The 14,722-nt window shown below is 65.2% G+C and carries 10 protein-coding genes; 3 read left to right on the forward strand and 7 right to left on the reverse strand.

Annotation, left to right across the window (positions count from 1 at the left end; genetic code table 11):
• The first annotated feature begins 381 nt into the window (after positions 1 to 381).
• Together GGD62_RS26180 and GGD62_RS26185 are read left to right on the forward strand one after the other, a co-directional pair.
• Positions 382 to 3,786, forward strand: a complete 3,405-nt coding sequence (locus GGD62_RS26180; protein WP_183710972.1) for an acyl-[ACP]--phospholipid O-acyltransferase — start codon at positions 382 to 384, stop codon at positions 3,784 to 3,786.
• A 5-nt stretch (positions 3,787 to 3,791) separates the two neighbouring features.
• Positions 3,792 to 4,466: a triacylglycerol lipase gene (locus tag GGD62_RS26185; protein WP_183710973.1), complete on the forward strand. Its 675-nt coding sequence runs from the start codon at positions 3,792 to 3,794 to the stop codon at positions 4,464 to 4,466.
• Positions 4,467 to 4,470: 4 nt separating this feature from the next.
• Here GGD62_RS26185 and tcuB read toward each other — a convergent pair whose 3' ends face one another.
• Both tcuB and tcuA read right to left on the reverse strand, forming a co-directional pair.
• Positions 4,471 to 5,571, reverse strand: a complete 1,101-nt coding sequence (gene tcuB, locus GGD62_RS26190) for a tricarballylate utilization 4Fe-4S protein TcuB (protein ID WP_183710974.1) — start codon at positions 5,569 to 5,571, stop codon at positions 4,471 to 4,473.
• Positions 5,558 to 6,949, reverse strand: coding sequence for an FAD-dependent tricarballylate dehydrogenase TcuA (gene tcuA, locus GGD62_RS26195; protein ID WP_183710975.1), 1,392 nt, complete (start codon positions 6,947 to 6,949; stop codon positions 5,558 to 5,560). The genes tcuB and tcuA overlap by 14 nt, the downstream gene beginning before the upstream one ends.
• A 153-nt stretch (positions 6,950 to 7,102) precedes the next feature.
• Here tcuA and GGD62_RS26200 point away from each other — a divergent pair, with 153 nt between their 5' ends.
• Positions 7,103 to 7,786 carry a GntR family transcriptional regulator gene (locus tag GGD62_RS26200; protein ID WP_183710976.1) on the forward strand — a complete coding sequence of 228 codons (684 nt, stop codon included), beginning with the start codon at positions 7,103 to 7,105 and terminating at the stop codon, positions 7,784 to 7,786.
• A gap of 10 nt (positions 7,787 to 7,796) precedes the next feature.
• Here GGD62_RS26200 and GGD62_RS26205 read toward each other — a convergent pair whose 3' ends face one another.
• The 5 genes from GGD62_RS26205 to GGD62_RS26225 all read right to left on the reverse strand — a co-directional run bounded on the left by GGD62_RS26205 (position 7,797) and on the right by GGD62_RS26225 (position 14,645).
• Entirely contained in the window at positions 7,797 to 8,882 is a 1,086-nt protein-coding gene (locus GGD62_RS26205; RefSeq protein WP_183710977.1) for a HupE/UreJ family protein, read from the reverse strand.
• An 18-nt stretch (positions 8,883 to 8,900) separates the two neighbouring features.
• Entirely contained in the window at positions 8,901 to 9,374 is a 474-nt protein-coding gene (gene ybaK, locus GGD62_RS26210) for a Cys-tRNA(Pro) deacylase (protein ID WP_018317021.1), read from the reverse strand.
• Positions 9,375 to 9,607: 233 nt separating this feature from the next.
• Positions 9,608 to 12,376, reverse strand: a complete 2,769-nt coding sequence (gene fdhF, locus GGD62_RS26215) for a formate dehydrogenase subunit alpha (protein ID WP_018317020.1) — start codon at positions 12,374 to 12,376, stop codon at positions 9,608 to 9,610.
• Positions 12,373 to 14,079 (reverse strand): NADH-ubiquinone oxidoreductase-F iron-sulfur binding region domain-containing protein, encoded by a 1,707-nt coding sequence (locus GGD62_RS26220; RefSeq protein ID WP_179736901.1) that lies wholly within the window; start codon positions 14,077 to 14,079, stop codon positions 12,373 to 12,375. The genes fdhF and GGD62_RS26220 overlap by 4 nt, the downstream gene beginning before the upstream one ends.
• Before the next feature lie 284 nt (positions 14,080 to 14,363).
• Positions 14,364 to 14,645, reverse strand: coding sequence for a hypothetical protein (locus GGD62_RS26225; protein WP_018317018.1), 282 nt, complete (start codon positions 14,643 to 14,645; stop codon positions 14,364 to 14,366).
• Between the last annotated feature and the right edge of the window lie 77 nt (positions 14,646 to 14,722).

Here is a 14,722-nt window from a genome sequence, read left to right on the forward strand (position 1 = left end):
CTGCTCCGCCGCCTCTCGCCCTTTCGTCACCTCGCCCATCTCACCTGAGGCGCACCCGACCTGCACACGCAGGTCGTCTCGAATGCAAGAACTGGTTGCAAGGAAGGACTTACCATGTCCCGATGTTCGCGGCCGATCTCGCCAGACTTCAGTGACGCGGTTCAGCTTTTCCTCATCGCTCGACGCATACCCGGTAAGGCGCGCCCAGATATTTTGCGAACCTAACGACGCCGCTTGGAGACCAACAGGATCAGAGGGATCGAGGGGACAAGGCAGGCCGGCCATCAGCGCCCGCAATCGTTCGTCCCCTCCCCTTCCGGTCGTGACGCTTCAAAGACAACGTAACGAACCTCATTCTGCCTTTCCAAAACAGGACTAGTCATGATCAGGGAATTGATGTCGTCACGCCGCTTTGCTCCACTGTTCTGGGCGCAATTCTTCTCGGCGCTCAATGACAACGTGCTCAAGAACGCGCTCGTCATCATCCTGCTTTACAGCGCCGCAACCGGCCACGGCGATGCGCTGGTGACGGTGGCAGGCGCGGTCTTCATCTTCCCCTATTTCATCCTGTCCGGGCTCGGCGGCCAACTCGCCGACAAATACGTCAAATCCGTCGTCGCAAGGCGGCTCAAGTTCGCCGAGATCTTCGCTGCTTGCTTTGCCGCCGCCGGCTTCTTCCTGCACTCGGTGCCGCTCCTGTTCGCAGCGCTCGCCCTGTTCGGCACCATCGCCGCGCTGTTCGGACCCGTGAAATACGCCATGCTGCCGGATCAGCTCGAGCTCGGCGAGCTCGCGACCGGCAACGCGCTGGTCGAGGGCGCGACCTTCATGGCCATCCTGCTCGGCACCGTCGCCGGCGGCCAGTTCGTGGCGGGATCCGCGCATATGGGCTGGGTCGCATCGGCCGTGGTCGTGCTGGCCTTGCTGTCATGGGCCTTCGCCTCCCGCATTCCGCAGACGACGCCGTCGGCGCCCGATCTGCCCGTCGACGCCAATCCCTGGACCTCGACGGTGGGCCTTCTCAAGACCCTGCATGCCGACCATCGGCTGTGGGACGGCACGGTGATCGTCTCCTGGTTCTGGCTGGTCGGCGCCATCGTGCTGTCGCTGCTGCCGGCGCTGGTCAAGGATGTCGTCGGCGGCACCGAGGGCGTGGTGACGCTGTGCCTTGCGATCTTCGCGATCGGCATCGCCATCGGCTCACTGTTCGCTGCGAGCCTCAGCCACGTTCGCCCGAATCTCGCGCTGGTGCCGATCGGCGCCATCATCATGGGGTTTGCCGGCCTCGATCTCGCCTGGGCCATCGGCGTGACCGCCAAGGGGCAGGACATCACCGCGGCCGGCTTCGCGACCTCGTTCGCAGGCCTGCGTATGCTCGTCGACTTCGTCGCCTTCGCATTCGGCGGCGGCCTGTTCGTCGTTCCCTCCTTTGCCGCGGTCCAGGCCTGGTCGGCACCATCCGAGCGCGCCCGCATCATCGCCGCCGGCAACGTGCTGCAGGCCGCCTTCATGGTGGTCGGCTCGCTGTTCGTCGCGCTGCTGCAGGCGGCCGGCCTTCACATCGGCTGGATCTTCTTCGGGCTCGGCGTCGCCAGCTTCGGCGCAGTGTGGTTCGTGCTGACGAAATGGGGCAAGGAAGGCGTGCGCGATTTCGGCGGACTGCTGTTCCGCGCACTGTTCCGCACCGAGGTTCGCGGCCTCGAGAACCTGCCGCCTGCCGGCACGCGCATGCTGATCGCGCCCAACCATGTCAGCCTGATCGATGGCCCGCTGCTCCATGCCGTGCTGCCGATCGACGCGAGCTTCGCGGTGGATACCGGCATCGCCAAGGCCTGGTGGGCCAAGCCGTTCCTGCGCGTCGTCAAGCACTACACCATGGATCCGAGCAAGCCGCTGGCTGCGCGCGACCTGATCAAGTTGGTCGCCGCCGGCGAGCCGGTGGTGATCTTCCCGGAAGGACGCATCACCGTCTCGGGCTCGCTGATGAAGGTCTATGACGGCACCGCGATGATCGCGGACAAGGCCGATGCGGTGGTCGTACCCGTTCGCATCGAAGGCGCGCAGCGCTCGCATCTCAGCTACCTCAACTCCAGCCAGATCAAGCGCTCGTGGTTTCCGCGTGTGACGGTCACCATTCTGCCGCCGATCAAGCTGCCGGTCGACCCGGCGCTGAAAGGCAAGGCCCGCCGCAACGCCGCCGGCGCCGCACTCCAGGACGTGATGATCGATGCGATGGTCAAGAACGCCATGCTCGATCACACCCTGTTCGAAGCGCTCGGACACGCCTATCGCGACCGTGACACCGGCAAGGTCATCATCGAGGACGCGCTCGGTACCAAGCTGACCTATCGCAAGCTGATCCTTGGCGCGCAGGTCTTGAGTCGGAAACTCGAGACCGGCACCGCCGTGGGCGAGAATGTCGGCGTGCTGCTGCCGAATTCCGCAGGCGTCGCCGTGGTCTTCATGGCGCTGCAGAACATCGGCCGGGTACCGGCGATGCTCAACTTCTCGGCCGGCCCCGTCAACGTCCTCGCCGCCATGAAGGCCGCAGAGGTCAAGACCGTGCTGACATCGAAGGCCTTCATCGAGAAGGGCAAGCTCGACAAGCTGATGGCTGCGATCTCCGCGGAAGCCCGGGTCGTCTATCTCGAGGACGTCCGCGCCTCGATCGGGACGGCCGACAAGATCAAGGGCCTGCTCGCAGGCACCGCGCCGCGCGTCGCCCGCCAGGCCAGCGACCCCGCCGTCGTGCTGTTCACGTCGGGTTCGGAAGGCACGCCCAAGGGCGTGGTGCTGTCCCACCGCAACATCCTCGCCAACGCGGCGCAGGCGCTGGCGCGGGTCGATGCCAACGCCAATGACAAGGTGTTCAACGTGCTGCCGGTGTTCCATTCGTTCGGGCTGACCGGCGGGATGATGATGCCGCTGCTCGGGGGCATTCCAATCTACATGTACCCCTCGCCGCTGCACTACCGGATCGTGCCCGAGCTGATCTATCAGACCGGCGCCACGATCCTGTTCGGCACCGATACGTTCCTCACCGGCTACGCCCGCTCGGCGCACGCCTACGACTTCCGCACCCTGCGCCTCGTGATCGCCGGCGCCGAGGCGGTCAAGGACCGCACGCGGCAGGTGTTCATGGAGCGCTATGGCATCCGCATCCTCGAAGGCTACGGCGTCACCGAGACGGCGCCGGTGCTGGCGATGAACACGCCGATGGCCAACCGTCCCGGCACCGTCGGCCGCCTCTCGCCGCTGATGGAAAGCCGCCTCGATCCGGTCCCCGGCATCGAGGAAGGTGGGCGCCTCTCGGTGCGCGGGCCGAACGTGATGCTCGGTTACCTCAGGGCCGAAAATCCGGGCGTGCTCGAAAAGCTTCCCGAGGGCTGGCACGACACCGGCGACATCGTCGCGATCGACGCAGCCGGCTTCATCACCATCAAGGGCCGTGCCAAGCGCTTTGCCAAGATTGCCGGCGAAATGGTCTCGCTGTCCGCGGTCGAGAGCATCGCCGCGACGTTGTGGCCGCAGGCCGCATCGGTCGCCGTCTCGATCCCCGACCCGCGCAAGGGCGAGCGCATCGTGCTGCTGACGACGGAGAAGAATGCCGAGCGCAGCGCGATGCAGGGCCAAGCCAAGACGATCGGCGCGTCCGAACTGACCGTTCCCGCGGCGATCTTGGTGGTCGACAAGGTGCCGCTGCTCGGCACCGGCAAGACCGACTACGTCACCGCGACGACGATGGCGCGCGAGCAGGCGTCCGCGCCGGAGCGCGAGGTGGCGTAAGACAGATGCACGAGGCGCCTCATTCAGGCGACGCGCGATGCCCGGGAGTGGTTCTGCTTCACGGCATCGCGCGGACCTCGGCATCTCTGATGAAGCTGGAACGGGCGCTTCGTGCGGCCGGCTTCGCAACGCTCAACATCGACTATCCCAGCCGCAGCAAGCCGATCGCCGCGCTTGCGGACGATATCCACCCGGCGATCACCCCTTTCGCCGAGCGCGACGCACCGCTGCATTTCGTCGCGCATTCGATGGGCGGGCTCGTCGCGCGCGCATATATCGCGAAACACCGGCCGGCCCGGCTTGGCCGCGTCGTGATGCTGGGCACGCCGAACAGCGGCAGCGAGGTCGCCGATCTCCTGCGGGGATCTTTGCCCTATCGCAAATTCTACGGGCCAGCCGGGCTCGAGCTCACCACCACGCCTGCGACCGCGCCGAATGCCCTCCCCGCCATCGACTATCCGGTCGGCGTGATCGCCGGAAGCCGCTTCATCGATCCCGTCGCCGGCCTGCTCGTTCTGCCTAAGCCAAATGACGGCCGGGTCTCGGTGCAAAGCGCGGGGCTGGCCGGCATGGCCGACCATATCGTCGTGAAGACGTCGCATACCGGGCTTCCGCGCCACGCCGCCGCGATCGCGCAGACCATCGCCTTCCTGCGCGAGGGCCGCTTTCAACCGAGGTAACGGGTCACCCTGCAGTCCGCCGCTCCTGCGCGTAGCGCACCAGCGCGGCGAAACGGTAGATGCCGTGCACGAACTTGCCATAGGGCATGGTGACGAACAGCGCGAACACCGCGCCGAGATGCAGCGCCAGCAATGGCCCCATTGCGGCGGTCTCACGCAGGACCAGAAGCGCCATGCCGGTGAGCCCGGTCAGGAACAGCATGGCGATGAAGCCGACATCCATGCCGTAACGGTTCTCGTCGAGCAGTTCCGGCGCCCTGCGCAGCTTCGCGACGAACAGCCCGACTGGCCCGACGACAAGGCCGATGCCGCCGAGCGTGCCAAGCACCACCGGCAGGTCCCACCACGGATACGGCGCCTCGCGGCCGAGCAGATAGTGATACAGCGTGGCGACCGAGGTGGCGGCGAAGCACAGCAGAAAGCCGTAGAAGGTCAGGTGGTGATACAGCTTGCGCCGGTCGGTCGGCTTGTCGTCCTCGTTGTAGCAGCCGACGCCGCCGCCATGGAGATAGCGCAGCTCGCCCGCATCGCGGATCGCCCGGAAGATCGATCCCCCATCGGCGCGACCGCCGATCGGCGGCCCGATGTCGCGCCAGAAGGCCCGCACGCTCATGGTCAGTGCGAGGATCGCATAGAGAAAGACGACGCTGAACAGCGCGGCCATGACGTTATGCGGCATCAGCTTGTAGAAGGCGCCGGGGCCGGTATGCACGCCGAACAGTACGCCGCGGTCGTTCAGGGCCGCGAAGCCGAGGATGAAAACTGCCATGCTGAGCGCGGCGACAATGCTGATGACGAGGCCGTTCCGCGCAAATGTGCCTGAGAGCGCCCGCGGCCAAGCATAGGCTGCATAGGACTCAGCGCGCGCCACCGCCAGCGTCTTGGGAACGTTGACGTTGAACTCGTGCGGCGGCGAGAACTGGCAATCGACATAGCAGGCACCGCAGCCATGGCAGAGATTGGCGAGATAGTTGAGGTCGCCGTCGGAAAAGGCGCGGCGCATTTCCATGGCCGGAAACACCGCGCAGAGGCCCTCGCAATAGCGGCAGGAATTGCAGACCGTCATCAGGCGGTCGGCTTCGTCCAGGATCCTAGTTCCGTGCATGTTTTGCCGCTTCCCGTCCCGCGATCCGCCCGAACACGCTGCCGATGGTCATGCCCATGCCAGCTGCGTAGCCTTTGCCGAGCACGTTGCCGGCCATGATCTCGCCGGCGGCGAACATGTTGCCTGACGGCTTGCCGTCAGCCATCAGCATCCGCGCCTCCTTGGTCACGCGCGTGCCGAGATAGGTGAAGGTGATGCCGGGCCGCACCGGATAGGCGAGATAAGGCGGCGTCTCGATCTTGCGCGCCCAGTGCGTCTTGGGCGGCGTGATGCCTTCGGTGCGGCAGTCATCCAGAATCGTGTGGTCGAAGGTGCCTGATAGCACCGCGGCGTTGAATTCGGCGATCGTCTTTTCCAGCGCTGGCGGGTCGAGCTCCAGTTTACCGGCGAGCTCGGCCACGGTCTGTCCGGCGATCGGCGGAAACAGCGTCGGCATGAAGCTCGTGACCACGGTGGAGTCGAAGATGATGTAGGCGATCTGGTCGGGCTGCGCCGCGACCAACCGGCCCCAGATCGCGTAGCGCTTCGGCCAGATGTCCTCGCCCTCGTCGTAGAAGCGCTGTGCGTGCTTGTTGACGACGATGCCGAACACCACGGAGTCATGACGTGTGATGATGCCGCCGTCGAATTTCGGCGCGCGGGCGTCGATCGCGACCGCATGGCACTGGGTGGGATCGCCGACCTCCTGCACGCCCTTGTCGAGCAGCATCTTCAGGATCGAACCACGATTATAGGGCGTGCCGCGGATCAGGAAATTGTCGGCGGCCTCGCCCCAATATTGCTTGAGCCATTCGATGTTGGCCTCGAACCCGCCGGCCGCCGCGACCAGCGAGGTCGCGCGGATCTCGGTCTCGCCCTTGATCGGCCGTTTCAGGCGCGCGGCGAGGAACATGCCGTCTTCGATCAAGAGGTCGGCGACCTCGGCGTCGTATTCGACCTCGACGCCGAGCCGCTCGGCGGTGAGATAGAGCGCATTCAGCATCGCCCGGCCGCCGCCGAGGAAGAAGGAATTGGTACGGCCGAGGCTCAGCGTGCCGCCGAGCGAGGGCTGCCATCGCACGCCCTGCTCCACGATCCAGTTCAGGATGTCCTTGGATTCGCGGATCATGTGGCGCGCGAGCACCTCATCGGTCTGCCCGCCGGTGACGCGCAGCAGGTCCTCCCAGAATTCGTCCTCAGTGTAGGGACCGGTCAGGATTTCGGTTGCGGCGTCATGGGCGCAACGCATGTTGCGGGTGTGGCGGGTGTTGCCGCCGCGATAGAACTTCGGCGCGCCTTCGAGCACCAGCACCGAGGCACCACCGCGCCGCGCCGCGATCGCCGCGCACAGCGCCGCGTTGCCTCCGCCGATCACCAGCACGTCGTATTTGCTGCTCATGCCGTCCGTCCGATACGACGAAGTGGAGACATTCTATCCACCGGCGGCACCGGTCACCCGCACCGCCATTGCGTACTTTTGTATACAAAGATATACATAAGCTGTGCAAGCGACATCTCTGCATGGGCAGGATGCGCCTTGCGTCGAGGGAACATGGCGAGGCGCCCGGCAAAGACAGGCGGATCAATCGCGCGCGGCGGCGGCGTTGCGCTCGGCGAGGCCGTGTTCCGCTCGCTCTGTGAAGCACTCCAGGCCGGCAACTACCGCGCCGGAGATCGCCTGCGCGAGGAAGAGGTCGCACAGCGGCTCAAGGTCAGCCGCACCCCGGTGCGCGAAGCGCTCGGCCGGCTCGCCGCGCGCGGCTTCGTCGAGCCCGCCGGCGGCCGCGGGCTGATCGTGCGCAATCTCGACATCTCCGAGGTCCTCGAGCTTTACGCCATGCGCGAGATCATGGAAGGCGCCGCGGCGCGCCTTGCCGCCGAGCACGCTTCGGCGCCCGAGGTCGATGCGCTCCGGGATATCGAGCAGGCTTTTGTCGAAGCTCCTGCAGCGGACGCGGCCGAGATGGCAAGACTCAATCGCAGCTTCCACGAGGCCATATGCCGGGCCGCGCGCAACCGCTATCTCGACAACGCTTCGCGGGAATTGCAGGACTGGATCGCCCTGCTCGGCCCGACCACCTTCTCCGTATCGGGCCGCCCCTCGTCCAGCCATGGCGAGCACAAGGCCATCATCAACGCCATCGCCGCGCGCGACGGCGACAAAGCAGAGCAGCTTGCCCGCGCACACATCCGCGAGGCGCTGCGCTGCCGGCTGAAGCTGTTACAGAAGCAGTAGGCCGGCCCGATCACGCCTCGAGCACGCGCGTCAGCAGCCAATATCCACCGAGCAGCCCAATCGCCGCGGACACCGAGTAGACCAGTCTTGTCGCGCGTGCCGGCTCATCCGGCCCGACCATAGTCACACGGTCCAACAGGCCAAGTAAAGGCACCATCAGCGCGACGATCGCGATCTGCCCGATCTCGACGCCGATGTTGAAGGCGGCCAGCGCCGGGACGATCGCATCCGGCGGCAGGCCGATCTCGTGAAGAGCGCCGGCGAAGCCAAAGCCGTGGATCAGACCAAACAGAAGGGCCACGCGCCAGCGCTTGTCGACGTCCCGCGAGAAGAAGTTCTCGGCCGCCACGAACACGATCGAGGCCGCGATCGCCGGCTCCACGATGCGGCTCGGGATGACCAGGACATTCAGCGCCGCGAGCGACAATGTCAGGGAGTGAGCGATGGTGAAAGCGGTCACGATCTTGACGACAGGCAAGAGCCGTCGCGCCCACAAGACGATCGCGACCAGAAATGCGATGTGATCGTAACCGAGAAAGATGTGCTCGATGCCGGTGAGCAAATAGCGTTGCATGATCGAGAACGGCGATGGCGGCGCCGTCGAGAGCGTCACCGTCGTATTGTCGGCATCGAGCAAGGCCTGCGCCTCGGACCTGCCCTGCGCGATCAGCACCAGCTGTCGCGCGGTCTTGTCTTTCGCCGTCAGCACGGTGGAGCGATAGACGATGTCGCCGGCCGCGTCCGCGCAAGCAAAGCTGTTGCGATAGACGATGCCGTCACCATCAGGCAGGATCGCGGCATCGCCCGCCGAACAAGCCGTACCGCCGCCTGTCACGGCCAGGTGCCTGCGGAGATAATCGACAATTGCGGACTTGGCCGCTTCGACCGCGACCGGGTCGACCGCGTCCTGCCCTGCATCATGGATCTGCGTGCCGATCAGGCGATCGACATCGCTGCCCTTCAATCCCAACTCGACGTTCACAATGCGATCGGCGGTGAGGGCCACGCGCGCGGTCACAAGATTGATCTGATGCGCCTCAGCCGGCGGGCAGACCACAAGCAAGATCGCGAACCACAGTAGCAGTGGCCGCCTCATGATCGCGCTCCATTGCCGTCACGCCAGCACATCCGCGACGACCGCTTTCACGACGTCCCTCACATCACCCGGCTTGAGCCGCACCTGCAACCCGCGCTGGCCGCCATTGAGATAGACGAGATCATGCGCGAGCGCGCTCTGCTCGATCACGGCGCGAATGGGCTTGCGCTGCCCGAACGGGCTGATGCCGCCAACCTTGTAGCCGGTGACGCGCTCGGCCTCCGGCGGCTTCATCATCTGCGCCGACTTGCCGCCCGCGGCTGCGGCGAGCTTCTTCATCGAGACCTCCTGGTCGGACGGCACGACCACACAGACCGGCTTGCCGTCCACCAGCGCCATCAGCGTCTTGAGGACACGTGCCGGGTCTTCACCGAGCGCGGCGGCCGCCTGCAGCCCGATGCTCTCGGCGTCAGGATCATAGTCGTAGGCATGGACGGTGAAGGCAACACCGGCGGCGGTGAGCGCGCGAGTGGCGGGGGTGACCTTGGACATGGGCCACGTTTAGCACCGTCATTGCGAGGAGCGAAGCGATGACGATGTAGGGGTACAATTCCCCGCCACGCTCTCCGTTGTCGTCCCCGCGTACGCGGGGACCCATAACCCCAGGGAAGAGTTTGGCTAAGGCTCGCAGTCCGGGACTGCGACCACTCGCACTCGATGGATCACGCGGTATGGGTCCCGGCGTTCGCCGGGGCGGCACTGAGCCGCCAACTAACGCCAGAGCCCTACTCCGCCGCGTCCCGCATTTCCACGCGCTCGGCCCGGGCCGCGCAGAACTTGAACTCCGGGATCTTGCCGAACGGATCGAGCGCCGGATTGGTCAGCAGGTTCGCCGCCGCCTCCGCGTAGCAGAACGGCATGAACACCATGTTCTCCGGCACGTCGCGGTCCGAGCGGACCTTGACCTCGACCGCGCCGCGGCGGGTCTCCAGACGAATGAAATCGCCCGGTGTAAGGTTCTTCTTGCGCATGTCCTTCGGCGACATGAAGGCGACCGCCTCCGGCTCGATCTGGTCGAGCACCTGGGCGCGGCGGGTCATCGAACCCGTGTGCCAGTGCTCCAGCACGCGACCGGTCGACAGCACCATCGGATACTCGGCGTCGGGGATCTCGTCCGGCGGGATGACCTTGGCCGGCACGATCTTGCCGCGGCCGCTGGCGGTCGGGAAGCCCGTGGTGAAGATGATCTCATTGCCGGGCTTGTTAGGATCGTCGACCGGATAGGTCACCGCGCCTTCGCGCACCAGCCGCTCCCAGGTGATGTTCTTCAGCGACGGCATCAGCTCTGCCATCTCGGTGAAGACGTCGCCCGGGCCGGCGTAATTCCAGGGCAGGCCCATGCGCTTGCCGATCTCCTGAATGATCCAGAGATCCTGCCGCGCATCGCCCGGAGGCTTGATCACCTGGCGGGCGAGCTGCACGCGGCGATCCGTATTGGTGAAGGAGCCGTCCTTCTCCGCGAAGGCCGAGGCCGGCAGGATGACGTCGGCATGGAATGCGGTCTCGGTGACGAAGAGATCCTGCACCACGAGATGATCGAGCATGGCGAGCGCATGGCGCGCATGCTGCAGATCCGGATCGGACATCGCGGGGTTCTCACCCTCGATATACATTCCCGTGATCTCGCCGGCGTGGATCGCATTCATGATCTCGACCACGGTCAGGCCGCGGACGGGATCGAGATCCTGCTGCCACAGCTTTTCGAAGCTGCCGCGCAGATCGTCGCGACCAACCGGCTGATAGTCCGGCAGGAACATCGGGATCAGGCCGGCGTCGGAGGCGCCCTGCACGTTGTTCTGGCCGCGCAGCGGATGCAGGCCGGTGCCGGGACGGCCGACCTGGCCGGTGATCAGCGCCAGCGCAATCAGGCAGCGCGCATTGTCGGTGCCGTGGACATGCTGGCTGATGCCCATGCCCCAGAAGATGATCGACGATTTTGCGCGGGCATATGTCCGGGCAACCTCGCGCAAGGTTTGCGCCGGGATGCCGCAGATCGCTTCCATCTTCTCCGGCGCGAATTCCTTGATCTTCTCCTTGAGGTCCTCGAAGCCTTCGGTGTAGCCGGCGATGTACTGGTCGTCGGTCAGCCCTTCGGTGATGATCGTGTGGATCATCGCGTTCAGCATTGCGACGTCGGAGCCGGGCTTGAACTGCAGGTGTTTGGTCGCGTGGCGCGACAGCGTCTGCCGGCGCGGATCCATCACGAACAGCTTTGCGCCGTTCTGCTTGACCGCATTCTTGATGAAGGTCGCGGCGACCGGATGGTTCACGGTCGGGTTGGCGCCGATCACGATGATCACTTCGGCATCCATCGCAGCCGAGAATGGCGCCGATACCGCGCCCGAGCTTAAGCCTTCGAACAGCGCCGCCACCGACGAGGCGTGGCACAGTCGGGTGCAATGGTCGACGTTGTTGGAGCCGAAGCCGGTACGCACCAGCTTCTGGAACAGATAGGCCTCTTCGTTCGAGCCCTTGGCCGAGCCGAAGCCCGCCAGCGCCTTCACACCCTTCTCGTCGCGGATCTTGACGAGGCCCTTGGCGGCGATGTCGAGCGCTTCCTCCCAGCTCGCTTCACGGAAATGGGTGAAGGGATTGGCGGGATCGACCTGGTCGTTGGCATCCTTCTTCGCGTTCGGCAGCCGCACCAGCGGCTTGGTCAGGCGATGCGGGTGATGGATGTAGTCGAAGCCGAAGCGGCCCTTGACGCAGAGACGGTTGCGGTTGGCGGGGCCGTCACGGCCTTCCGCATAGATCACCTTCTCGTCCTTGACCTCGTAGGTCACCTGGCAGCCGACGCCGCAGAACGGACAGAGCGAATCCACCTTCTTGTCGGCATAGGTGACACGGGTCTGCTTCTCGTCGAGCATCACGGCCGGCATCAACGCGCCGGTCGGGCAAGCCTGCACGCATTCGCCGCAGGCGACGCAGGTGGACTCGCCCATGGGATCGTCGAAGTCGAACACGATCTTCGAGCCATGGTTGCGATAGGCCATGCCGATGACGTCGTTGACCTGGACCTCGCGGCAGGCGCGCACGCACAGGCCGCACTGGATGCAGGCATCGAGGTTGACCCGCATCGCCGGATGGCTGGCGTCGGTTGCCCAGCGCTCGGCGGCGGGGAAGCGGCTCTCGGTGACGCCTGTCGTCTCGGCCCAGTGCCAGAATTTCGAATCCGGATCGTGGCTGGTCTCGCGTGCCGGCTGGTCGGCGACGAGCAGCTCCATCACCATCTTCTGCGCCGACACCGCGCGCGCGGACTCCGACTTCACCTTCATGCCGACCGACGGCGTGCGCTTGCAGGACGCAGCCAGCACGCGCTCGCCCTCGATCTCGACCATGCAGGCGCGGCAATTGCCGTCGGGCCGATAATCGGGCGCGGGCGAATAGCACAGATGCGGGATCTCGCGGCCCTGGCGTTTTGCGACTTGCCAGATTGTCTCGCCGGGATTGGCTTCGACCTGCTTGCCGTCGAGCTCAAACGTAATCTTGGTCATTCGGCCGCTTCCTTGAACTCGTCAGGGAAATATTTGATCACGGTGGCCAGCGGATTCGATGCCGCCTGTCCAAGCCCGCAAATCGAGGCATCGCGCATCGCCTGGCTCAATTCTTCCAGAAGAGCGCGGTTCCAGACCGGCTTCTGCATCAGCAGCGCCGCCTTCTGGGTTCCGACGCGGCACGGCGTGCACTGGCCGCAGCTCTCGTCCTCGAAGAATTTCATCAGGTTCAACGCCGCCGCGCGCACGCTGTCCTTTTGCGACAGGATCACGATCGCGGCAGAGCCGATGAAGCAGCCGTATTTTTCCAGCGTGCCGAAATCGAGCGGGATATCGTCCATCGACGCCGGCAGGATACCGCCGGATGCGCCGCCCGGCAGGTACGCATAGAACTGATGGCCATCGGCCATGCCGCCGCAATATTCGTCGATCAGCTCGCGCACGGTGATGCCCGCGGGTGCGAGCTTCATGCCGGGATTCTTGACTCGGCCCGAGACCGAGAAGCTGCGCAGGCCATGACGCTCGTGGCGACCATTGCCCTTCCACCAATCAGCGCCCTTCTCGACGATGTCGCGCACCCACCACAGCGTCTCGATGTTGTTGATCAGCGTCGGCAGGCCGAACAGGCCGACCTGGAACGGATAAGGCGGCTTGTGCCGGGGCAGGCCACGCTTGCCCTCGATGCTTTCCAGCAGCGAGGATTCCTCGCCGCAGATATAGGCGCCGGCGCCGCGGCGCATGTGCAGCGTCGGGCCGCCCGGCGGGAGCTTTGCGATCTCGCGCTCCAGGATCTCGCGCGAGGCCGGATATTCGTCGCGCAGGTAGATGTAGACATCGGAGGCCTGCACCACATGCGCGCCGATCAGCATGCCCTCGATGAAGCGATGCGGGTCGCTTTCGAGATAGACGCGGTCCTTGAAGGTGCCGGGCTCGCCCTCGTCGCCGTTGATCGCCATCAGCCGCGGACCGGGTTCGCCGAGCACGGCGCGCCATTTACGTCCCGTCGGGAAGCCGGCGCCGCCAAGGCCACGCAGCGAAGCATCGTCGAGCGATTTCAAAAGATTGTCGGTCGACAGTTCGCCCGAGCGCAGGCGGCCCAGCAGCTTGTAGCCGCCGCCCGCGACGTAGGCCTCGTAGCCGATATAGTTGGGCAGATGCGCGTGAGTGTCGCCGACCTTCGCCGCCGCCATCACATTGGCGACGGTCGCATGATCGACGAAATTGTGCCCGACCTCGGCTGCCGGCGCAGTATCACAACGACCGACGCAGGGCGCGCGCACCACACGGATGCCAGGGCCGCTTGCGCTTTGCAGATCCTCGAGCAGCTTCTCACCGCCGAGCATCGCACAGGTCAGGGAGTCACAGACGCGGATCGTCAGCGGGGCGATATCCGGCTCGCCCTCCTTCACCACGTCGAAATGCGCGTAGAACGTCGCGGTCTCGAACACTTCGGCGAAGGCGAGCTTCATCTCGTCAGCGAGCGCGGCCAGATGCGCGGCCGAGATCTGATGATATCTGTCCTGGATAAGGTGCAGATATTCGATCAGGAGATCACGCCGCCGCGGCCTGTCGCCGAGCAGCTGCTCGATCTCGTGCGCGGCGGTGGGATCGACCTGCCGCCCCTTGGGCGTGGCCTTGGCGCGCTTGCGTCCCTCACCGGGATGCTCAAACGGGCGGACCTTGTGCACGTCGTCGTGGCTCATCGATTCGTCTCGATCTCGTCTTTTAGAACGACTCCAGTTCTAGCTCCTGGCATGCCAGATGCCAAGCAAATTATCATGCTCACGGAAGCAGTTAAGCGCAGCCCAAGGGCAACCCAGGATCGCTGCCCGGACACGGCCTTGCGTTCGTCCAACGCGCCAATCGATAGAACGAAGCCTGAATTGGTCTGGAGATCAATAAAGGCTTCCTATGCTGCGATAGCGAAATCGTATCGAGCTCCGCTCCGAGGCTGCAGGTGACCTCTCCGTGCCCCAATGCTGACGGGTCAGCTCTTGCCCATGCACTCCTCGATATAGAACCAGCGATCGTCGCCCGCGAGGCCCTTGGCCTTCACGTCCTTGCGGCACTCCCTAAGCTTTGACTTGTTGGCGCTCCACTTGGCCTTCATGTCCTTGAGCTTCTGCGCGGTCAGCTTGATCTTGCCGGGCTTGGCCTCGGTCGCGGCGGGCGGCGTTACAGCCGGTGCCGCGGCGGTCTGTGCGGATGCGGATTGCAGGGCGCCGGCGACGAGCAGCACGGCGGCTGCACAAACGAGCTTACGAACCATCGAATTCCCCCAGGGAAGTTTTGAAACAATCGAAATGAGCGGCGGGAGCGCGCATGGTGCGCTCCCGCCGCGATGAA

Origin of the sequence: Bradyrhizobium sp. ERR14 (genome assembly GCF_014198235.1) — a bacterium.
In the GTDB taxonomy this organism is placed as follows: domain Bacteria; phylum Pseudomonadota; class Alphaproteobacteria; order Rhizobiales; family Xanthobacteraceae; genus Bradyrhizobium.

Coding starts and splice junctions, on each gene's coding strand:
- GGD62_RS26180 (WP_183710972.1), top strand. CDS start 382: ATGATCAGGGAATTGATGTCGTCACGCCGCTTTGCTCCACTGTTCTGG.
- GGD62_RS26185 (WP_183710973.1), top strand. CDS start 3,792: ATGCACGAGGCGCCTCATTCAGGCGACGCGCGATGCCCGGGAGTGGTT.
- tcuB (WP_183710974.1), bottom strand. CDS start 5,571: ATGCACGGAACTAGGATCCTGGACGAAGCCGACCGCCTGATGACGGTC.
- tcuA (WP_183710975.1), bottom strand. CDS start 6,949: ATGAGCAGCAAATACGACGTGCTGGTGATCGGCGGAGGCAACGCGGCG.
- GGD62_RS26200 (WP_183710976.1), top strand. CDS start 7,103: ATGGCGAGGCGCCCGGCAAAGACAGGCGGATCAATCGCGCGCGGCGGC.
- GGD62_RS26205 (WP_183710977.1), bottom strand. CDS start 8,882: ATGAGGCGGCCACTGCTACTGTGGTTCGCGATCTTGCTTGTGGTCTGC.
- ybaK (WP_018317021.1), bottom strand. CDS start 9,374: ATGTCCAAGGTCACCCCCGCCACTCGCGCGCTCACCGCCGCCGGTGTT.
- fdhF (WP_018317020.1), bottom strand. CDS start 12,376: ATGACCAAGATTACGTTTGAGCTCGACGGCAAGCAGGTCGAAGCCAAT.
- GGD62_RS26220 (WP_179736901.1), bottom strand. CDS start 14,079: ATGAGCCACGACGACGTGCACAAGGTCCGCCCGTTTGAGCATCCCGGT.
- GGD62_RS26225 (WP_018317018.1), bottom strand. CDS start 14,645: ATGGTTCGTAAGCTCGTTTGTGCAGCCGCCGTGCTGCTCGTCGCCGGC.